Raw genomic sequence first — 20260 nt, forward strand, 5'->3', positions numbered from 1 at the left:
AGAACGGCGCACACGCGGTGCGTCGCCTGGAGCATCGCTCCCCTCTCAGGGTCCTGTGACGGGATTCGCCCGCGGCATCCGATCCGCCGGGCGGGGCCCGCCTTCGTACGGGCGTACGGGTGCCCCGCGGCCGCCCGCGTGTGCGCGTGGCTACGATTGGGCCCGCCGGGTGGCCAGCAGGGGCCGCGCGGCCCCACCGACCGTCGGGAAGGCCATGCTGAACAAGTACGCGCGTGCATTCTTCACGCGTGTCCTCACACCGTTCGCCGCGTTTCTCATCCGGCGGGGGGTCAGCCCCGACACGGTCACGCTCATCGGCACCGCGGGAGTGGTCGCGGGCGCGCTGGTCTTCTACCCCAGGGGCGAGTTCTTCTGGGGCACGGTCGTGATCACGCTGTTCGTCTTCTCCGACCTGGTCGACGGCAACATGGCCCGCCAGCTGGGCCGTTCCAGCCGCTGGGGTGCCTTCCTGGACTCCACCCTGGACCGGGTCGCCGACGGGGCGATCTTCGGCGGCTTCGCCCTCTGGTACGCCGGGGGCGGTGACGACATCGCCCTGTGCGCGGTGTCGATCTTCTGCCTGGCCAGCGGCCAGGTGGTGTCGTACACCAAGGCGCGCGGCGAGTCGATCGGCCTGCCGGTCGCCGTCAACGGTCTGGTCGAGCGGGCCGAACGGCTGGTGGTCTCGCTGGTCGCGGCAGGTCTCGCGGGCCTGCACGCGTTCGGTGTACCCGGCATCCAGTACCTGCTGCCGGTCGCCCTGTGGATCGTCGCCGTCGGCAGCCTGGTCACGCTGATCCAGCGGGTGGTCACCGTGCGCCGCGAGTCCGCCGAGGCGGAGGCCGCCGAGCGGCAGGAGGCCCGAGGGAGCGAGGCCGCGACGTGAGCGCCCAGGAGCGGCTGGCCGACGCCCTGTACGGCGCCGGCTGGGGCACCGTCAGGAAACTCCCCGAGCCGGTCGCCGCGCGCCTCGGCCGGACCATCGCCGACCTCGCGTGGAAGCGGCGCGGCAAGGGCGTGCTCCGGCTGGAGGGCAATTACGCGCGCGTCGTGCCGGACGCGGGCCCGGAGCGGCTGGCCGAACTCTCCCGCGCGGGCATGCGGTCGTACCTGCGTTACTGGATGGAGTCCTTCCGGCTGCCCTCCTGGAGCCCCGGGCGCATCGCGGACGGCGTCGACGTCAAGGACCTCCACCACCTGACCGACGGCATGGCGGCCGGCAAGGGCGTCGTCCTGGCGCTGCCGCACCTCGCCAACTGGGACCTGGCCGGCGCCTGGGTCACCACGAAGCTCGGCATACCGTTCACCACCGTCGCCGAGCGGCTGAAGCCGGAGACGCTGTACGACCGTTTCGTCGCCTACCGCGAGGGCCTCGGCATGGAGGTGCTGCCGCACAGCGGCGGCTCCGCCTTCGGCACCCTGGCCCGGCGGCTGCGCGACGGCGGACTGGTCTGCCTGGTCGCCGACCGCGACCTGTCCTCCTCCGGCGTCGAGGTCGACTTCTTCGGTGAGACCGCCCGGATGCCGGCCGGTCCCGCCCTGCTCGCCCAGCAGACCGGGGCCCGGCTGCTGCCGGTGACCCTCTGGTACGACGACTCGCCGGTGATGCGGGGCCGGGTCCATCCGCCGGTCGAGGTCCCCGGGACAGGCACGCGCGTCGAGAAGACGTCTGTCATGACACAGGCGCTGGCCGACGCCTTCGCCACGGGGATCGCCGACCATCCGGAGGACTGGCACATGCTGCAACGCCTGTGGCTGAGGGATCTCGATCCCGCGCGGGACCCCGCGAAGGCCCCCGGGCGGGACCGGGAGGGGACCTCGTGAGGATCGGCATCGTCTGCCCGTACTCCTGGGACGTGCCCGGGGGAGTCCAGTTCCACATCCGCGACCTGGCCGAGTACTTCATCCGCCTCGGCCACGAGGTGTCCGTCCTGGCCCCGGCCGACGACGACACCCCGCTGCCGCCGTACGTCGTCTCGGCGGGCCGCGCGGTGCCGGTGCCCTACAACGGGTCGGTGGCCCGGCTCAACTTCGGCTTCCTGTCCGCCGCGCGGGTACGGCGCTGGCTGCACGAGGGCGCCTTCGACGTCGTCCACATCCACGAGCCGACCTCGCCCTCGCTGGGCCTGCTGACCTGCTGGGCGGCCGAGGGGCCGATCGTCGCCACCTTCCACACCTCCAACCCGCGCTCCCGCGCGATGATCGCCGCGTACGCGATCCTCCAGGCCGCCCTGGAGAAGATCAGCGCGCGGATCGCGGTGAGCGAGTACGCCCGCCGCACCCTCGTCGAGCACCTGGGCGGCGACGCGGTGGTCATCCCCAACGGCGTCGACGTCGACTTCTTCGCCAAGGCCGAGCCCAGACCGGAGTGGCAGGGCGACACCATCGGCTTCATCGGCCGCATCGACGAGCCCCGCAAGGGCCTGCCGGTGCTGATGAAGGCCCTGCCGAAGATCCTCGCCGCCCGGCCGCGGGCGCGGCTGCTGGTCGCCGGGCGCGGCGACGAGGAGGAGGCGGTCGCGTCGCTGCCGCGCGAGCTGCGCCCGCGCGTGGAGTTCCTCGGCATGGTCAGCGACGAGGACAAGGCCCGCTTCCTGCGCAGCGTCGACCTGTACGTGGCGCCCAACACCGGCGGGGAGAGCTTCGGCATCATCCTGGTCGAGGCGATGTCGGCGGGCGCGCCGGTGCTCGCCTCCGACCTGGACGCGTTCGCGCAGGTCCTCGACCGGGGAGCGGCGGGCGAGCTGTTCGCCAACGAGGACCCGGACGCGCTCGCGCGGGCGGCGGTACGGCTCCTGGAGGACCCGGAACGCCGCGCGGAGCTCCGCGAACGCGGCAGCGCCCACGTCCGCCGCTTCGACTGGTCGACGGTCGGCGCGGACATCCTGTCGGTCTACGAGACGGTGACGGCGGGCGCGGCGGCGGTGGCGACGGACGACCGCGCGACGGGGCTGAGGGCCCGGCTGGGCCTGGCGCGGGACTGACGGCCGGGCGGGAGGCGCCCGGCCCCAGGGGCGGGATCCGCGGCCGGCGGTACTAGCCTTGCCGCCCGTGACCGCAACCCTCATCTGGATCCTCGTCGCCCTCGTCGCCGTCGGCCTCTATCTGAGCTGGACCGCTGGACGCCTGGACCGGCTGCACGCCCGTATCGACGCCGCCCGGGCCGCGCTCGACGCCCAGCTGCTGCGCCGTGCCTCGGTGGCCCAGGAACTGGCCACCTCGGGCGTGCTCGACCCCGCCGCGTCCATCGTGCTCTACGAGGCCGCGCACGCCGCGCGGCAGGCGGTCGAGGAGCAGCGCGAGGTCGCGGAGAGCGAGCTCAGCCAGGCACTGCGCGCGGTGTTCGGCGACGCGCAGCAGGTGGACGCGGTCAGGGAGGCGCCCGGGGGCGAGGAGGCGGCCCTGGAGCTCGCCGAGGCGGTGCGCAGGGTGCCGATGGCCCGCCGCTTCCACAACGACGCCGTACGGGCGGCACGGGCGCTGCGACGGCACCGCAAGGTGCGCTGGTTCCGGCTGGCGGGACACGCGCCCTTCCCGATGGCCTTCGAGATGGACGACGAGCCGCCGGCCGCCCTGGTCGAGCGGGCCGCGTAACGGAGGGATCCGGCCACCCGGCCGGATCGCCGCCGACCGAAAAGGATCCACCGGCTTCTCATTGGCCCTTGCTGTGGCCTGGTCCGTTCACGTTTCCTCAGTGCTGCAGAAACCCCCTCCTTCCCCTCAGTGAGGTCATTCGTGTCCAGCACGCTCTCCGAAAACCAGGGTCCCGAGACCGGCACCGCTCGCGTGAAGCGCGGCATGGCCGAACAGCTCAAGGGCGGCGTGATCATGGACGTCGTCACGCCGGAGCAGGCCAGGATCGCCGAGGACGCCGGCGCCGTCGCCGTCATGGCCCTGGAGCGGGTCCCCGCCGACATCCGCAAGGACGGCGGCGTGGCCCGGATGTCCGACCCGGACATGATCGAGGGCATCATCGACGCCGTCTCCATCCCCGTGATGGCCAAGTCCCGCATCGGCCACTTCGTCGAGGCCCAGGTGCTGCAGTCCCTCGGCGTCGACTACATCGACGAGTCCGAGGTCCTCACCCCGGCCGACGAGGTCAACCACTCCGACAAGTGGGCGTTCACCACCCCGTTCGTCTGCGGTGCCACCAACCTGGGCGAGGCCCTGCGCCGCATCGCCGAGGGCGCCGCCATGATCCGCTCCAAGGGCGAGGCCGGCACCGGCAACGTCGTCGAGGCCGTGCGCCACCTGCGCCAGATCAAGAACGAGATCGCCCGCCTGCGCGGCTACGACAACCACGAGCTGTACGCCGCCGCCAAGGAGCTGCGCGCCCCGTACGAGCTGGTCAAGGAGGTCGCCGAGCTGGGCAAGCTCCCTGTCGTGCTGTTCTCCGCCGGCGGTGTGGCCACCCCGGCCGACGCCGCGCTGATGCGCCAGCTCGGCGCCGAGGGCGTTTTCGTCGGCTCCGGCATCTTCAAGTCCGGCGACCCGGCCAAGCGCGCCGCCGCCATCGTCAAGGCGACCACCTTCTACGACGACCCGAAGATCATCGCGGACGCGTCCCGCAACCTCGGCGAGGCCATGGTCGGCATCAACTGCGACACCCTCCCCGAGACCGAGCGCTACGCCAACCGCGGCTGGTGACCGTGATCATCGGTGTCCTGGCCCTCCAGGGCGACGTACGGGAGCACCTCGTCGCCCTGGCCGCGGCCGACGCCGTGGCCAGGCCGGTCCGGCGTCCCGAGGAACTCGCCGAGGTCGACGGCCTGGTCGTCCCCGGCGGGGAGTCCACCACGATCTCCAAGCTGGCGGTCCTCTTCGGCCTGATGGAGCCCCTTCGCGCGCGTGTGCGCGAGGGCATGCCCGTCTACGGCACCTGCGCCGGCATGATCATGCTGGCCGACAAGATCCTCGACCCGCGCTCGGGCCAGGAGACCGTCGGCGGCATCGACATGATCGTGCGCCGCAACGCCTTCGGCCGGCAGAACGAGTCCTTCGAGGCCGCGGTCGACGTCAGGGGAGTCGAGGGCCCTCCCGTGGAGGGCGTCTTCATCCGCGCCCCCTGGGTGGAGTCCGTCGGCGCCGGGACCGAGGTGCTCGCCGAGCACGACGGCCACATCGTCGCCGTCCGCCAGGGCAACGCGCTGGCCACGTCGTTCCACCCGGAACTGACCGGCGACCACCGCGTGCACGGCCTCTTCGTCGACATGGTGCGCGCGTACCGGGCGGCCGAGTCCTTGTAGGATTCCTGCGTTCGTTGCAGAGATGGGTTACGCGAAGGAGACAGGCAGATGTCCGGCCACTCTAAATGGGCCACGACGAAGCACAAGAAGGCCGTGATCGATGCCAAGCGCGGCAAGCTCTTCGCGAAGCTGATCAAGAACATCGAGGTCGCCGCGCGGATGGGCGGCGTCGACCTGGACGGCAACCCCACGCTCTACGACGCCGTCCAGAAGGCCAAGAAGCAGTCGGTGCCGAACAAGAACATCGACTCCGCCATCAAGCGCGGTGGCGGTCTCGAGGCCGGTGGCGCCGACTACGAGACGATCATGTACGAGGGCTACGGTCCGAACGGTGTCGCGGTGCTCATCGAGTGCCTCACCGACAACCGCAACCGCGCGGCCTCGGACGTGCGCGTCGCGATGACCCGCAACGGCGGCTCCATGGCCGACCCGGGCTCGGTGTCCTACCTGTTCAACCGCAAGGGCGTGGTGATCGTCCCCAAGGGCGAGCTGACCGAGGACGACGTCCTCGCCGCCGTCCTGGACGCGGGCGCCGAGGAGGTCAACGACCTCGGCGAGAACTTCGAGGTGCTCAGCGAGGCCACCGACCTGGTCGCCGTGCGCACCGCCCTGCAGGACGCCGGGATCGACTACGACTCCGCCGAGGCCAACTTCGTCCCGACCATGCAGGTCGAGCTGGACGAGGAGGGCGCCAAGAAGATCTTCAAGCTCATCGACGCGCTGGAGGACAGCGACGACGTGCAGAACGTCTTCGCCAACTTCGACGTGAGCGACGAGATCATGGAGAAGGTCGACGCGTAACGCGTCCACTGCTCGGCGGGCCGGCGGGACACTTCCGCCGGCCCGCCGCTCTGTCAGTGGCACCCGATAGCCTGCACGAACAGGTGATCGAGGGAAAGGGCCGGCACGTGCGCGTACTGGGGGTGGACCCGGGGCTGACCCGGTGCGGTGTCGGCGTCGTCGAGGGCGTCGCCGGGCGGCCGCTCACCATGCTCGGCGTGGGCGTCGTCCGCACACCGGCCGACGCCGACCTCGGCCACCGGCTCGTCGCCGTCGAGCAGGGCCTCGAACAGTGGCTGGACGAGCACCGGCCCGAGGTCGTCGCCGTGGAGCGCGTCTTCAGCCAGCACAACGTGCGGACGGTGATGGGCACCGCCCAGGCCAGCGCCGTCGCCATCCTGTGCGCCTCCCGCCGCGGCATCCCCGTCGTCCTGCACACGCCCAGCGAGGTCAAGGCCGCCGTCACCGGCTCGGGCCGCGCCGAAAAGGCCCAGGTCGGCGCCATGGTCACCCGGCTGCTGCGGCTGGACGCGCCGCCGAAGCCCGCCGACGCCGCCGACGCCCTCGCGCTCGCCATCTGCCACATCTGGCGCGCCCCCGCGCAGAACCGGCTCCAGCAGGCCGCCGCCCTGCACGCCTCCAGAACCCCCCGCACACCACACGCCCCGCGCGCATCGAAAGGCCGTACGACATGATCGCCTTCGTCAGCGGCACGGTCGCCGCCCTCGCTCCCGACACCGCGGTGGTCGAGGTCGGCGGGGTCGGCATGGCCGTCCAGTGCACCCCGAACACGCTCTCCACGCTCCGCGTCGGACAGCCCGCGAAACTCGCCACCTCCCTCGTCGTCCGCGAGGACTCCCTGACCCTGTACGGCTTCGCCGACGACGACGAGCGCCAGGTCTTCGGGCTGCTCCAGACCGCCAGCGGCGTGGGCCCCCGGCTGGCCCAGGCGATGCTCGCCGTGCACACCCCCGACGCCCTGCGCAGAGCCGTGGCCACCGGGGACGAGAAGGCGCTGACCGCCGTCCCCGGCATCGGCAAGAAGGGCGCCCAGAAGCTGCTCCTGGAGCTCAAGGACCGCCTCGGCGAGCCGCTCGGCGCCCCCGCCGTCGGCGCACCGGTCACCAGCGGCTGGCGCGACCAGCTGCACGCCGCCCTGATCGGCCTCGGGTACGCGACCCGCGAGGCCGACGAGGCCGTGTCCGCCGTGGCCCCCCAGGCGGAGGCCGCCGGGGGTACCCCGCAGGTGGGGCAGCTGCTGAAGGCGGCCCTGCAGACACTCAACCGCGCCCGATAGCCCGCGCCCCCTGGCCCGTACGAAGAGCTGAGGCACACGCACATGAACTGGGACGACACCACCGACACCTCCGCCGAGGAGCGGCTCGTCGGTGCGTCCGCCGACCGCGAGGACCAGGCCGTCGAGGCCGCCCTGCGCCCCAAGGACCTGGGCGAGTTCATCGGCCAGGAGAAGGTCCGCGAGCAGCTCGACCTCGTGCTGCGCGCCGCACGCGCCCGGGGGGCCACCGCCGACCACGTGCTGCTCTCCGGAGCCCCCGGCCTCGGCAAGACCACCCTCTCGATGATCATCGCCGCCGAGATGGAAGCCCCCATCCGCATCACCTCGGGCCCCGCCATCCAGCACGCCGGTGACCTCGCGGCGATCCTCTCCTCCCTCCAGGAGGGCGAGGTCCTCTTCCTCGACGAGATCCACCGCATGTCCCGGCCCGCCGAGGAGATGCTCTACATGGCGATGGAGGACTTCCGCGTCGACGTGATCGTCGGCAAGGGCCCCGGCGCCACCGCCATCCCCCTCGAACTGCCCCCCTTCACCCTGGTCGGCGCCACCACCCGGGCCGGCCTGCTGCCGCCCCCGCTGCGCGACCGCTTCGGCTTCACCGCGCACATGGAGTTCTACGAGCCCGCCGAACTGGAGCGGGTCGTCCATCGCTCGGCGAGCCTCCTCGACGTGGAGATCGACCCGGCCGGCGCCGCGGAGATCGCCGGCCGGTCCCGCGGCACGCCCCGCATCGCCAACCGCCTCCTGCGCCGCGTCCGGGACTACGCGCAGGTCAAGGCCGACGGACTGATCACCGAGGACATCGCCGCGGCCGCCCTCGCCGTCTACGAGGTCGACTCCCGGGGCCTCGACCGGCTGGACCGGGCCGTGCTGGAGGCCCTGCTGAAGCTCTTCGGCGGCGGACCCGTCGGCCTGTCCACGCTCTCCGTCGCGGTCGGGGAGGAACGTGAGACCGTGGAGGAGGTGGCCGAACCCTTCCTCGTACGGGAGGGGCTGCTCGCCCGCACCCCGCGCGGGAGGGTCGCCACCCCTGCGGCATGGGCGCATCTCGGCCTCACGCCGCCCCGCTCAGGGACCCCCGGAAACGGACAAGGGGACCTGTTCGGGGCGTGACGGCGAGGACGTTGGCCCAGGCAGGAACCCCGGTGCGATGCTGAGCGTTGTTCCCTGCGCGCGGACTCGCTTAGACTCCGCCGATGCCGCCCTTGTAGACGGCAGCACATACCCCCCAACCATCAGGCCGTTCACCATCGCGGTCGTGTGAAGGAAGTTCCGACCCGTGAGTCTCGTGACCCTCCTCCCGTTCATCGTGCTCATCGGGGCCATGTTCCTGATGACCCGGTCGGCCAAGAAGAAGCAGCAGCAGGCCATCGACATGCGGAACCAGATGCAGCCCGGTTCCGGCGTCCGCACCATCGGGGGCATGTACGCCACGGTCAAGGAGGTCAGTGAGGACACGGTCCTCCTCGACGCCGGCCCGGGTGTGGAGCTGCTGTTCGCCAAGAACTCGATCGGTGCCGTCCTGAGCGACGAGGAGTACAACCGCATCGTCCACGGCATCGAGCACGACCTGAAGTCCGACGCCGACGCCGTTCCCGACGACGCCTCCTCCCTCACCGAGACCGACGACTCCTCCGACGCTGCCGCCGCCTCCGACGACACGCCCGTCGACCTCGGCAAGAAGGACGTGGCCGACGAGCCGGCCGACGCCGACGAAGTGAAGGCGGACGCACAGTCGAAGAAGTCCGACGGCGACTCCGACGCGAAGTAGCCGTGGCCCGGGGCGCGCGGGTGCCGCCCGCGCGCCCCGGGACATGCCCGACTCGCACGGAGTCCCGACACCATGTCATGGCCGCCCGCCCGCCGATCCGGCGCGAGGCGGCCCGAGAGGGAGTACGAGAAGGTGGCAGCAGCCAAAAAGGGACGGAACGCGAGCGCCACGAGTAAGCCGTGGCGCTCGCTCGCTCTGATCCTGATCGCCATCGTGGCGCTCACCGGAGGGATGTTCGCCTCCGGGCACACCACTCCGCGTCTCGGCATCGACCTGGCCGGCGGTACGAGCATCACGCTGGCGGCGGTCCCCGAGGCAGGCCAGGAGTCCGCGATCAACAAGACCAACATGAACACCGCGGTCTCCATCATGGAGCGGCGTGTCAACGGTCTCGGTGTCTCGGAGGCCGAGGTCCAGACGCAGGGCGACCGCAACATCATCGTCAACATTCCCAAGGGCACGAACTCCGAGCAGGCCCGGGAACAGGTCGGCACCACCGCCAAGCTCTACTTCCGTCCCGTCATCGCCACCGAGCTCGCCGGCGGCGGCGCCGCGCCCACGCCCAGCGCGACCGGCGACGGCTCGGCACAGGACTCCGACGAGGACAAGGCGACCGACAAGGACAAGGCGACCGACAAGGCCTCGGAGAAGGCGACCGACGGTTCCTCCCCGTCGGCGAGCGCCACCACCCAGGGCCGTGCCGTCACCGACGCCCTGAAGGCCGACGAGACGCCGTCCGCCTCCCCGAGCGGCACGGCCGAGGACGAGGCAGCCCCTTCCCCGTCCGCGACCGGCGGCACCTCCGGCGACGCCGACAGCAAGCTCCAGGCGCAGTACGCCGCGCTCGACTGCACCAAGGAGAGCGTCCGCGCCAAGGCCGGTGACGGTTCCAAGTCCACCGACTCCACCGTGGCCTGTGGCCAGAACTCCCAGGGCCAGTGGCAGAAGTACATCCTCGGCCCCGCCGCGGTCGACGGCACGGACGTCGACGAGGCCAGCGCCGTCCTGAACACCCAGACCGGTGCCGGCTGGGTCGTCACCATGGACTTCACGGACAAGGGCGCCAAGAAGTTCGCCGACATCACCGGTCAGCTCGCCCAGAACCAGTCGCCGCAGAACCAGTTCGCCATCGTCCTGGACAACGAGGTCGTCTCCGACCCGTACGTCAGCCAGGCCCTGACCGGCGGCAACGCGGAGATCTCCGGCAACTTCAACCAGCAGTCGGCGCAGGAACTGGCCAACATGCTGTCCTACGGCGCCCTGCCGCTGACCTTCCGCGAGGACAGCGTCACCACCGTCACCGCCGCGCTCGGCGGCGAGCAGCTGAAGGCCGGTCTGATCGCCGGCGCCATCGGCCTCGCCCTGGTCATCATCTACCTGCTGGTCTACTACCGCGGCCTGTCCTTCATCGCCATCGCCTCCCTGCTGGTCTCCGCGGCCCTCACCTACGTGATCATGTCGCTGCTCGGCCCGACCATCGGCTTCGCGCTGAACCTGCCGGCCGTGTGCGGTGCCATCGTCGCGATCGGCATCACGGCGGACTCGTTCATCGTGTTCTTCGAACGGGTCCGGGACGAGATCCGCGAGGGCCGCACCCTGCGTCCCTCCGTGGAGCGGGCCTGGCCGCGCGCCCGGCGCACCATCCTGGTCTCCGACTTCGTGTCCTTCCTCGCCGCGGCGGTGCTCTTCATCGTCACCGTGGGCAAGGTCCAGGGCTTCGCGTTCACGCTCGGTCTGACCACCGTGCTCGACGTCGTGGTGGTGTTCCTCTTCACCAAGCCCCTGCTCACGCTGATGGCCCGCCGGAAGTTCTTCGCGAGCGGCCACAAGTGGTCCGGTCTCGACCCGAAGGCGCTGGGCGCGAAGCCGCCCCTGCGCCGTACCCGCCGTCCCTCCGCCCCTGCCCAGACGAAGGAGGCGTGAGAGATGTCGAAGCTCGGCACCCTCGGCGCCCGACTGCACCACGGCGAGGTCGGCTACGACTTCGTCAAGAACCGCAAGATCTGGTACGGCATCTCCATCCTGATCACCATCACGGCCATCGTCGGCCTGGCGGTGCGCGGCCTGCACATGGGCATCGAGTTCCAGGGCGGAGCGGTCTTCACCACCCCGAAGAACATGAGCGTCTCGGTCGCCCAGGCCGAGGAGTACGCGGAGGACGCCTCCGGCCACGACGCGATCGTCCAGCAGCTCGGTGACGGCAGCCTGCGCATCCAGGTCGCGGGCATCGACACCAACACGTCGGACAAGATCAAGGACACGCTCGCCGAGGACCTCAAGGTCGACGGCGAGCAGATCAACGCCGAACTGGTCGGTCCCAGCTGGGGCGAACAGATCGCCAACAAGGCCTGGCAGGGCCTTGGCATCTTCCTCATCCTGGTCGTGATCTACCTGGCGATCGCCTTCGAGTGGCGCATGGCACTCGCCGCGTTCGTCGCCCTGATCCACGACATCACCATCACCGTCGGCATCTACGCCCTCGTCGGCTTCGAGGTCACACCGGGCACGGTGATCGGTCTGCTGACCATCCTCGGTTACTCGCTGTACGACACGGTCGTCGTCTTCGACAGCCTCAAGGAACAGACCAGGGACATCACCAAGCAGACCCGCTGGACGTACAGCGAGATCGCCAACCGTTCCATCAACAGCACCCTGGTCCGCTCCATCAACACCACGGTGGTCGCGCTGCTGCCGGTGGGCGGCCTGCTGTTCATCGGCGGCGGTGTCCTCGGCGCCGGCATGCTGAACGACATCTCGCTGTCGCTGTTCGTCGGCCTCGCCGCCGGTGCGTACTCCTCGATCTTCATCGCCACCCCGCTCGTGGCCGATCTCAAGGAGCTCGAGCCGTCGATGAAGTCCCTGAAGAAGCGCGTCCTGGCCAAGCGCGCCCAGGGCGCGGCCGCGGGCGGGACGCAGGAGTCCCCGGTCACCGACGAGGACTACGGCGACGAGTCCGAGGACGCCGCACCCGCGGTCGTCGGCCCGCACGACCAGTCGGCCGCCCCCACTCGCGGCCGGGGCCGTTCCTCCGGGAAGCGCCGATGACGGGGATCAGGGAACTGCTGCTCAGCCGCATCCGGGACGTGGCGGACTACCCGGAACCGGGCGTGATGTTCAAGGACATCACCCCGCTCCTGGCGGACCCGGCGGCGTTCGCCGCGCTCAGCGACGCCCTGGCCGACATCGCCCGCGCCACCGGCGCCACCAAGGTCGTCGGCCTGGAGGCCCGTGGGTTCATCCTCGGCGCCCCGGTCGCCGTCCGCGCGGGCCTCGGCTTCATCCCCGTGCGCAAGGCGGGCAAGCTCCCCGGAGCCACCCTCAGCCAGGCCTACGACCTGGAGTACGGCTCCGCCGAGATCGAGGTGCACGCCGAGGACCTGAACGCCGCCGACCGCGTCCTGGTGGTCGACGACGTCCTCGCCACCGGCGGCACCGCCGAGGCGTCGGTCCAGCTCATCCGCAGGGCGGGCGCCGAGGTGGCGGGCCTGGCCGTACTGATGGAGCTCGGCTTCCTCGGCGGCCGAGCCCGGTTGGAGCCGGCCCTGGCCGGCGCCCCGCTGGAGGCGCTGCTCACGGTCTGACCAGCGGTGCCGCACGCGAACCGCGGACAGGGAACACCGCTCGGGCGGGCCCGGAGGAATCCGGTGTCCGCCTCGGGTGTTTCCGGGGGCAGACCGTTCTTCGGGGGCGTTGTTCGCCGTCCGGCCTGTGGCAATGTGCGCGGATCGGGTGCGGGGGACACCGTTCGGGTGGGCCCGGAGGAATCCGGTGTCCGCCTCGGGTGTTTCCGGGGGCAGACCGTTCTTCGGGGGCGTTGTTCGCCGTCCGGCCTGTGGCAATGTGCGCGGATCGGGTACGGGGGACACCGTTCGGGTGGGCCCGGAGGAATCCGGTGTCCGCCTCGGGTGTTTCCGGGGCAGACCGTCCTCACGACCGCCCGCAGGCGATCCGCGGCCACGGGATCGCTACCATGGGGTGTCCGGAGCCTGACCGGGGGACCCGGATCGCGCACGAGGAGCCCTCTTGCCAGACGAGGCCCAGCACCTGACCGCCGCCAAGCCCGAGTCCGCCTCGGCGGCCGCGGCCAAGCCCGCGCCGAGCGCGCCCCACGCGAAGAACGACACGCGCGGGCCGGTCCAGCATGCCCAGTCGGCGCCCGTCGACAAGCCCGAGCAGCCGCGCCCCAAGCCGGCCCCTCCCGAGCGTTCGGCCACCCTGGCCCGCCCCAACACCGGCCAGCCGCGCTCCGGCTCCTCCAACCGCGTCCGCGCCCGCCTCGCCCGGCTCGGCGTCCAGCGCGCGAACCCGTACAACCCGGTCCTCGAGCCGCTGCTGCGGATCGTGCGCAGCAACGATCCCAAGATCGAGAACGCCACGCTCCGCCAGATCGAGCGCGCCTACCAGGTCGCCGAGCGCTGGCACCGCGGCCAGAAGCGCAAGAGCGGCGACCCGTACATCACGCACCCGCTCGCGGTGACCACCATCCTCGCCGAGCTGGGCATGGACCCGGCCACCCTGATGGCCGGACTGCTGCACGACACCGTCGAGGACACCGAGTACGGCCTGGAGGACCTGCGCCGCGACTTCGGCGACGTGGTCACCCTCCTCGTCGACGGCGTCACCAAGCTCGACAAGGTCAAGTTCGGCGAGGCCGCGCAGGCCGAGACCGTGCGCAAGATGGTCGTCGCCATGGCCAAGGACCCGCGCGTCCTGGTCATCAAGCTCGCCGACCGCCTGCACAACATGCGCACCATGCGCTACCTCAAGCGCGAGAAGCAGGAGAAGAAGGCGCGCGAGACCCTGGAGATCTACGCGCCGCTCGCCCACCGCCTGGGCATGAACACCATCAAGTGGGAGCTCGAGGACCTCGCCTTCGCGATCCTCTACCCCAAGATGTACGACGAGATCGTCCGCCTCGTCGCCGAGCGCGCCCCCAAGCGCGACGAGTACCTCGCCATCGTCACCGACGAGGTCCAGCAGGACCTGCGCGCCGCCCGCATCAAGGCGACCGTCACCGGACGCCCCAAGCACTACTACAGCGTCTACCAGAAGATGATCGTCCGCGGCCGTGACTTCGCGGAGATCTACGACCTGGTGGGCATCCGCGTCCTCGTGGACACCGTCCGCGACTGCTACGCGGCCCTCGGCACGGTGCACGCGCGATGGAACCCGGTCCCCGGCCGGTTCAAGGACTACATCGCGATGCCCAAGTTCAACATGTACCAGTCGCTGCACACGACGGTCATCGGCCCCGGCGGCAAACCCGTCGAGCTGCAGATCCGCACCTTCGACATGCACCGCCGCGCCGAGTACGGCATCGCCGCGCACTGGAAGTACAAGCAGGAGGCCGTCGCCGGCGCCTCCAAGATCCGCACCGACGCGCCGAAGTCGTCCGGCAAGGACAAGGACGCCATCAACGACATGGCGTGGCTGCGGCAGCTCCTCGACTGGCAGAAGGAGACCGAGGACCCCGGCGAGTTCCTGGAGTCGCTGCGCTTCGACCTGTCCCGCAACGAGGTCTTCGTCTTCACCCCCAAGGGTGACGTCATAGCGCTTCCCGCCGGTGCCACGCCGGTGGACTTCGCGTACGCCGTCCACACCGAGGTCGGCCACCGCACCATAGGGGCGCGGGTCAACGGCCGCCTGGTCCCGCTGGAGTCGACCCTCGACAACGGCGACCTGGTGGAGGTCTTCACCTCCAAGGCGGCCGGCGCCGGACCCTCCCGCGACTGGCTCGGCTTCGTCAAGTCGCCGCGCGCCCGCAACAAGATCCGCGCCTGGTTCTCCAAGGAGCGCCGCGACGAGGCCATCGAGCAGGGCAAGGACTCCATCGTCCGCGCGATGCGCAAGCAGAACCTGCCGATCCAGCGCATCCTCACCGGCGACTCGCTGGTCACGCTGGCGCACGAGATGCGCTACTCGGACATCTCCGCGCTGTACGCGGCGATCGGCGAGGGCCACGTCTCCGCGCAGAACATCGTGCAGAAGCTCGTCCAGGCCCTCGGCGGCGAGGAGGCGGCCACCGAGGAGATCGACGAGTCGGTGCCGCCGGCCCGTGGCCGCGGCCGCAAGCGCCGTTCCAGCGCCGACCCCGGTGTCGTCGTCAAGGGCGTCGAGGACGTCTGGGTGAAGCTGGCCCGCTGCTGCACACCGGTGCCCGGCGACCCGATCATCGGCTTCGTCACCCGCGGCAGCGGCGTGTCGGTGCACCGCAGCGACTGCGTCAACGTCGACTCGCTGTCCCGGGAGCCCGAGCGGATCCTCGACGTCGAGTGGGCGCCCACCCAGTCCTCGGTCTTCCTGGTCGCCATCCAGGTCGAGGCCCTCGACCGGTCCCGGCTGCTGTCGGACGTCACGCGCGTCCTGTCCGACCAGCACGTCAACATCCTCTCCGCGGCCGTCCAGACCTCCCGCGACCGCGTCGCCACCTCCCGCTTCACCTTCGAGATGGGGGACCCCAAGCACCTCGGCCACGTCCTGAAGGCCGTACGCGGCGTGGAGGGCGTCTACGACGTCTACCGGGTCACCTCGGCCCGCAACCGCACCTAGCGGACGACGGACACACGGAAGGGGGCTCCCGCACCTCGGTGCGGGAGCCCCCTTCCGTGTGTCGTGCGAGAGGTCAGCCGCCGAACTCCTGCAGACCCTTCAGGGCCTGGTCCAGCAGGGCCTGGCGGCCCTCCAGCTCCCGCTCGAGCTTCTCCGCCTTGGCGGTGTTGCCCTGCGCCCTGGCCTGCTCGGCCTGGCCCCTCAGCTTGTCCACGGCGGCCTGGAGCTGACCGGTGAGACCCTCGGCACGCGCGCGCGCCTCCGGGTTCGTCCGGCGCCACTCGGCCTCCTCGGCCTCCTGCAGGGCCCGCTCCACGGTGTGCATCCGGCCCTCGACCTTCGGGCGGGCGTCCCGCGGCACATGGCCGATGGCCTCCCAGCGCTCGTTGATCCCGCGGAACGCGGCCCGCGCGGCCTTCAGATCCGTGATCGGCAGGAGCCTCTCGGCCTCCTCGGCCAGCTCCTCCTTGAGCTTGAGGTTCTCCGCCTGCTCCGCGTCACGCTCGGCGAAGACCGAACCGCGGGCGGCGAAGAAGACGTCCTGGGCGCCGCGGAAGCGGTTCCACAGATCGTCCTCGTGCTCGCGCTGGGCGCGGCCGGCGGCCTTCCACTCCGCCATCAGCTCGCGGTAGCGGGCGGCCGTCGCCCCCCAGTCCGTCGAGTTCGACAACGACTCGGCCTCGGCGACCAGCCGCTCCTTGACCTGGCGGGCGTCCTCACGCTGCGCGTCCAGCTGCGCGAAATGCTGCTTGCGCCGCTTGGAGAACGCCGACCGCGCGTGCGAGAACCGGTGCCACAGCTCGTCGTCCGACTTGCGGTCCAGCCGCGGCAGACCCTTCCAGGTGTCCACCAGGGACCGCAGCCGTTCACCGGCGGCCCGCCACTGGTCGGACCGCGCCAGCTCCTCCGCCTCGGCGACCAGCGCCTCCTTGGCGTGACGCGCCTCGTCGGACTGCTTGGCCCGCTGTGCCTTGCGCTCCTCGCGGCGCGTCTCCACCAGCTCCACGAGCTTGTCCAGCCGGGCCCTGAGGGCGTCCAGGTCACCGACCGCGTGGTGCGCGTCCACCTGCTCGCGCAGGTGCCCGATCGCGGTCTGGGCGTCCTTGGACGACAGGTCGGTGGTCTTCACTCGCTTCTCGAGGAGGCCGATCTCGACAACCAGGCCCTCGTACTTGCGCTCGAAGTAGGCCAGCGCCTCCTCGGGGGAGCCGGCCTGCCAGGAACCGACGACCTGCTCGCCGTCGGCCGTACGCACGTACACGGTCCCCGTCTCGTCGACGCGGCCCCACGGGTCGCTGCTCACAGCGCCTCCTCCACATGATGCCGTCGAGGGGGCCTCGAAGCTCCCCCGGGCATCGTCCACAGTTTCGTCACGGCCAACATAGGCGACCGACGGGATGCCTGTCCGCATCCCGCGCGACCGAAATTTCGCAGTTGGGGATCAGGATTTGGTGACGGTCGCCTTGTCGATCACGACCGTCGCGTTGGGCGCCCCGTCACCCGCTCCGGTGCTCTCCCCGGCGTCGGCGATCTTCTTCAGCACCTTCATGCCGGCGTCCGAGATGGTGCCGAACGGGGTGTAGCTGGGCGGAAGCTGGCTGTCCTGGTAGACCAGGAAGAACTGGCTGCCGCCACTGTCCTTCTGCCCGGTGTTGGCCATCGCGACCGTGCCCGCCGGGTAGATGTTGTCCTTCAGGCTTTTGTCCTTCAGGTTCTCGTCCGGGATCGTGTAGCCGGGACCGCCGGTGCCGGTGCCCGTCGGGTCACCGCACTGCAGCACGTAGATGCCGTTCGTGGTGAGCCGGTGGCACTTGCTGTGGTCGAAGTAGCCCTTCTTCGCCAGGAAGTCGAACGAGTTGACCGTGTGCGGGGCCGCCGACGCCTTCAGCGCCACGTCTATCCCGCCGCAGGTCGTGTCCAGCTTCAGGGTGTAGTCCGCCGACTTGTCGATGGTGACCGCCGGCTCCTTCTTCCAGGTCTCCGACTTGACCTTGCCCTCCGCGGGCTTGTCGCACGGGTCGGGCGCCTTGCTCGGCGCCGAGGCGCTCGGCGTGACCTCCGCGTTCGCGTTGGTCTTGTCGTCGTCCTGCTTGAGCGTCCCGGTCGTGTACAGCGCGAGGCTGCCCACGAGGACCACACCGAGCACGGACGCGACCACCGAGTTGCGGATCCGCGACTTGCGCCGCGCTTCGGTGCGCCGCTGCTGCTGCCGCAAGAACTTCTCCCGGGCGAGCTGACGCCGCCGCTGTTCCTGGCTGACCACCGGGTTCTCTCCTCATGCGTCTCGTGTGCCGGCCGGTACGCGTGCGTGCGTGCGGTGAGCCGACCGCCTGCGTGTGCCCCGTACCGTATATGGGTTCGCTGAGGAATCGGCAGCGCCGGTAGGCTCTGACGGCGGGCGCAGCCCCGTCGCAAGCCTCTCGTATCGACACAACGAAGGACGATCGTGCTCATTGCCGGGTTCCCCGCCGGGGCCTGGGGGACGAACTGTTATCTCGTCGCCCCCGCCGCCGGTGAGGAGTGCGTGATCATCGACCCCGGCCACCAGGCCGCCGACGGCGTCGCGGAGGCGGTCCGCAAGCACCGGCTCAAGCCCGTCGCCGTCGTCCTCACCCACGGCCACATCGACCACGTCGCCTCGGTCGTCCCGGTCTGCGGAGCGCACGACGTGCCGGCCTGGATCCACCCCGAGGACCGGTACATGATGCGCGACCCCGAGAAGGGCATCGGCCGCGCCATCGGCATGCCGCTGATGGGCGAGCTGACCGTGGGGGAGCCGGACGACGTCAGGGAACTCACCGACGGCACGCGGCTGGACCTCGCGGGCCTCACGTTCTCCGTCGCGCACGCGCCGGGCCATACCAAGGGGTCGGTGACCTTCGGCCTGCCCGAGGCGGCGGACGTCCCGCCGGTCATGTTCTCGGGCGACCTGCTGTTCGCCGGCTCCATCGGACGCACCGACCTGCCGGGCGGCTCCATGGACGACATGCTCGAGTCCCTGGCCCGCGTGTGCCTGCCGCTCGACGACTCGACCGTGGTGCTGTCCGGCCACGGCCCCCAGACGACCATCGGCCAGGAGCGCGCCACCAACCCGTATCTGCGGCAGGTGGCCGCCGGCCAGGGAGCCACCACCGAGGCTCCCCGACGAGGAATGTGACGAGAGACTTCCGTGAGCACCTTCAAGGCCCCCAAGGGCACGTACGACCTGATCCCGCCGGACAGCGCCAAGTACCTCGCCGTCCGCGAGGCCATCGCCGCCCCGCTGCGGGGCTCCGGCTACGGCTACATCGAGACGCCCGGCTTCGAGAACGTCGAGCTGTTCGCACGCGGTGTCGGCGAGTCCACCGACATCGTCACCAAGGAGATGTACGCCTTCGAGACCAAGGGCGGCGACCGGCTCGCCCTGCGCCCCGAGGGCACCGCCTCCGTGCTGCGCGCGGCCCTGGAGGCCAACCTGCACAAGGCGGGCAACCTCCCGGTCAAGCTCTGGTACTCCGGCTCCTACTACCGCTACGAGCGCCCCCAGAAGGGCCGTTACCGCCACTTCTCCCAGGTCGGCGCCGAGGCGATCGGCGCGGAGGACCCGGCGCTCGACGCCGAGCTGATCATCCTCGCCGACCAGGCGTACCGCTCGCTGGGCCTGCGGAACTTCCGCATCCTGCTCAACAGCCTCGGCGACAAGGAGTGCCGCCCGGTGTACCGGGCCGCGCTGCAGGACTTCCTGCGCGGCCTCGACCTGGACGAGGACACGCTGCGCCGCGCGGAGATCAACCCGCTGCGCGTCCTGGACGACAAGCGCGAGTCGGTGCAGAAGCAGCTCACCGGCGCGCCCCTGCTGCGCGACTACCTCTGCGACGCCTGCAAGGCGTACCACGAGGAGGTCCGCGAGCTGATCACGGCGGCGGGCGTGGTCTTCGAGGACGACCCCAAGCTGGTCCGCGGCCTCGACTACTACACCCGTACGACCTTCGAGTTCGTCCACGACGGCCTGGGCTCCCAGTCCGCGGTGGGCGGCGGCGGCCGCTACGACGGCCTGTCCGAGATGATCGGCGGCCCCGCGCTGCCGTCCGTCGGCTGGGCCCTGGGCGTCGACCGCACCGTGCTGGCCCTGGAGGCGGAGGGCGTCGATCTCGAACTCCCCGCCACCACCAGCGTGTTCGCCGTCCCGCTCGGCGACGAGGCCCGCCGGGTGCTGTTCGCCAAGGTCACCGAACTGCGCAAGAACGGTGTGGCGGCGGACTTCTCCTACGGCGGCAAGGGCCTCAAGGCCGCGATGAAGGCCGCCAACCGCTCGGGTGCCCGCTACGCCCTGGTGCTGGGCGAACGCGACCTCGCCGAGGGCGTCGTCCAGCTCAAGGACATGGAGTCCGGCGAGCAGACGGCGGTCGGCGTCAACGAGATCGTGGCGGAGCTGGAGTCACGGCTCGGCTGACCCCTCGCCCGTGGAGGAAGGCGCCGGATGCCCGCGCGGGGCACCGGCGCCTTCGTCGTCGACGCGCACGGGCTGCTTCACCCGGCAGGACGGCCCGAGGGGAGCGTGTGTACGGCCGTCCCACGGACATCGGCCGAAACCGCACGCTCACGGGCGAACACCGGTACGTTCTTATGTCCGCTCAA

General features: G+C 71.0%; 19 protein-coding genes. 17 read left to right on the forward strand and 2 right to left on the reverse strand.

Annotation, left to right across the window (positions count from 1 at the left end; all coding sequences use genetic code 11):
• Positions 1–214 precede the first annotated feature (214 nt).
• From pgsA to relA, 15 genes are all read left to right on the forward strand, one after another.
• Positions 215–886 carry a phosphatidylinositol phosphate synthase gene (gene pgsA / locus ACH5AO_RS32755; protein ID WP_398931139.1) on the forward strand — a complete coding sequence of 224 codons (672 nt, stop codon included), beginning with the start codon at positions 215–217 and terminating at the stop codon, positions 884–886.
• Positions 883–1824, forward strand: a complete 942-nt coding sequence (locus tag ACH5AO_RS32760) for a phosphatidylinositol mannoside acyltransferase (protein WP_398931062.1) — start codon at positions 883–885, stop codon at positions 1822–1824. The genes pgsA and ACH5AO_RS32760 overlap by 4 nt, the downstream gene beginning before the upstream one ends.
• Positions 1821–2984 carry a glycosyltransferase family 4 protein gene (locus ACH5AO_RS32765; RefSeq protein ID WP_398931064.1) on the forward strand — a complete coding sequence of 388 codons (1164 nt, stop codon included), beginning with the start codon at positions 1821–1823 and terminating at the stop codon, positions 2982–2984. Before ACH5AO_RS32760 ends, ACH5AO_RS32765 begins: the two co-directional genes overlap by 4 nt.
• Before the next feature lie 67 nt (positions 2985–3051).
• Positions 3052–3594: a hypothetical protein gene (locus ACH5AO_RS32770; protein WP_217130013.1), complete on the forward strand. Its 543-nt coding sequence runs from the start codon at positions 3052–3054 to the stop codon at positions 3592–3594.
• Between the two features lie 141 nt (positions 3595–3735).
• On the forward strand, positions 3736–4647 hold the full coding sequence (gene pdxS, locus ACH5AO_RS32775) for a pyridoxal 5'-phosphate synthase lyase subunit PdxS (RefSeq protein ID WP_030867670.1): 912 nt from the start codon (positions 3736–3738) through the stop codon (positions 4645–4647).
• Complete coding sequence (gene pdxT, locus ACH5AO_RS32780; protein ID WP_398931141.1) at positions 4641–5246, forward strand: pyridoxal 5'-phosphate synthase glutaminase subunit PdxT; 606 nt, start codon at positions 4641–4643, stop codon at positions 5244–5246. Before pdxS ends, pdxT begins: the two co-directional genes overlap by 7 nt.
• Positions 5247–5294: 48 nt before the next feature.
• Complete coding sequence (locus ACH5AO_RS32785) at positions 5295–6047, forward strand: YebC/PmpR family DNA-binding transcriptional regulator (protein ID WP_371237189.1); 753 nt, start codon at positions 5295–5297, stop codon at positions 6045–6047.
• 107 nt (positions 6048–6154) lie between these two features.
• Entirely contained in the window at positions 6155–6721 is a 567-nt protein-coding gene (gene ruvC / locus ACH5AO_RS32790; RefSeq protein ID WP_398931143.1) for a crossover junction endodeoxyribonuclease RuvC, read from the forward strand.
• Positions 6718–7323 (forward strand): Holliday junction branch migration protein RuvA, encoded by a 606-nt coding sequence (gene ruvA / locus ACH5AO_RS32795; RefSeq protein ID WP_398931067.1) that lies wholly within the window; start codon positions 6718–6720, stop codon positions 7321–7323. Before ruvC ends, ruvA begins: the two co-directional genes overlap by 4 nt.
• Before the next feature lie 42 nt (positions 7324–7365).
• On the forward strand, positions 7366–8436 hold the full coding sequence (gene ruvB, locus ACH5AO_RS32800; RefSeq protein WP_398931069.1) for a Holliday junction branch migration DNA helicase RuvB: 1071 nt from the start codon (positions 7366–7368) through the stop codon (positions 8434–8436).
• A 166-nt stretch (positions 8437–8602) separates the two neighbouring features.
• Positions 8603–9094, forward strand: coding sequence for a preprotein translocase subunit YajC (gene yajC, locus ACH5AO_RS32805; protein WP_398931071.1), 492 nt, complete (start codon positions 8603–8605; stop codon positions 9092–9094).
• A 132-nt stretch (positions 9095–9226) separates the two neighbouring features.
• Entirely contained in the window at positions 9227–11017 is a 1791-nt protein-coding gene (gene secD / locus ACH5AO_RS32810; RefSeq protein WP_398931073.1) for a protein translocase subunit SecD, read from the forward strand.
• A gap of 3 nt (positions 11018–11020) precedes the next feature.
• The gene (gene secF / locus ACH5AO_RS32815; protein WP_398931075.1) at positions 11021–12139 is read left to right on the forward strand and encodes a protein translocase subunit SecF; all 1119 of its coding nucleotides are present in this window, start codon (positions 11021–11023) and stop codon (positions 12137–12139) included.
• Positions 12136–12675 carry an adenine phosphoribosyltransferase gene (locus ACH5AO_RS32820; RefSeq protein ID WP_398931077.1) on the forward strand — a complete coding sequence of 180 codons (540 nt, stop codon included), beginning with the start codon at positions 12136–12138 and terminating at the stop codon, positions 12673–12675. The genes secF and ACH5AO_RS32820 overlap by 4 nt, the downstream gene beginning before the upstream one ends.
• Positions 12676–13117: 442 nt before the next feature.
• Positions 13118–15643, forward strand: a complete 2526-nt coding sequence (gene relA / locus ACH5AO_RS32825) for a GTP pyrophosphokinase (RefSeq protein ID WP_361746192.1) — start codon at positions 13118–13120, stop codon at positions 15641–15643.
• A gap of 73 nt (positions 15644–15716) precedes the next feature.
• Here relA and ACH5AO_RS32830 read toward each other — a convergent pair whose 3' ends face one another.
• Positions 15717–16946: a DUF349 domain-containing protein gene (locus ACH5AO_RS32830; RefSeq protein WP_398931079.1), complete on the reverse strand. Its 1230-nt coding sequence runs from the start codon at positions 16944–16946 to the stop codon at positions 15717–15719.
• 138 nt (positions 16947–17084) lie between these two features.
• On the reverse strand, positions 17085–17906 hold the full coding sequence (locus ACH5AO_RS32835; RefSeq protein ID WP_398931081.1) for a peptidylprolyl isomerase: 822 nt from the start codon (positions 17904–17906) through the stop codon (positions 17085–17087).
• Positions 17907–18089: 183 nt separating this feature from the next.
• On the opposite strand from ACH5AO_RS32835, the gene ACH5AO_RS32840 reads away from it, so the two are divergent.
• Positions 18090–18800 (forward strand): MBL fold metallo-hydrolase, encoded by a 711-nt coding sequence (locus ACH5AO_RS32840; protein ID WP_398931084.1) that lies wholly within the window; start codon positions 18090–18092, stop codon positions 18798–18800.
• A gap of 12 nt (positions 18801–18812) precedes the next feature.
• Positions 18813–20075, forward strand: a complete 1263-nt coding sequence (hisS, locus tag ACH5AO_RS32845; protein WP_398931086.1) for a histidine--tRNA ligase — start codon at positions 18813–18815, stop codon at positions 20073–20075.
• The last annotated feature ends 185 nt before the right edge of the window (positions 20076–20260 follow it).

The organism is Streptomyces sp. NPDC018964, assembly GCF_044390325.1.
Lineage (GTDB): Bacteria > Actinomycetota > Actinomycetes > Streptomycetales > Streptomycetaceae > Streptomyces.